Below are 232 nucleotides of genomic sequence, written 5' to 3'. Positions count from 1 at the left end.
CAATAGCGCTAACCTCGATAGCCTAACCTTGCTTTTTACTTTGCAAATAAGCTTGCACTAACGAGAAGCCCTCAAGTACAAAAGCCACTGCCAAAATAATAAAAGCGATCGTATAATTGGTCTCAGCTTCTGGTGCATTCCATTCGGTAATACCTGTATAAATAGAGACAATGGAGCCTGCCATAAACACGCCAAAAGCCGCTATCATCGACCACACATAAGCTTCTTTACC

At 42.2% G+C, this 232-nt stretch carries 1 pseudogene; it reads right to left on the bottom strand.

Going from position 1 to position 232, the window contains the following annotated elements:
* Positions 1-22 precede the first annotated feature (22 nt).
* Positions 23-232, bottom strand: a pseudogene (locus AAEY87_RS14460) (cation diffusion facilitator family transporter); the annotation flags it as partial.

This window comes from Psychrobacter sp. S1-30-MNA-CIBAN-0213 (genome assembly GCF_040309845.1).
GTDB lineage: Bacteria > Pseudomonadota > Gammaproteobacteria > Pseudomonadales > Moraxellaceae > Psychrobacter.
The sequence above is the reverse complement of the archived record's forward strand: the minus strand, read 5'-3'. Positions and strand labels throughout refer to the sequence as shown.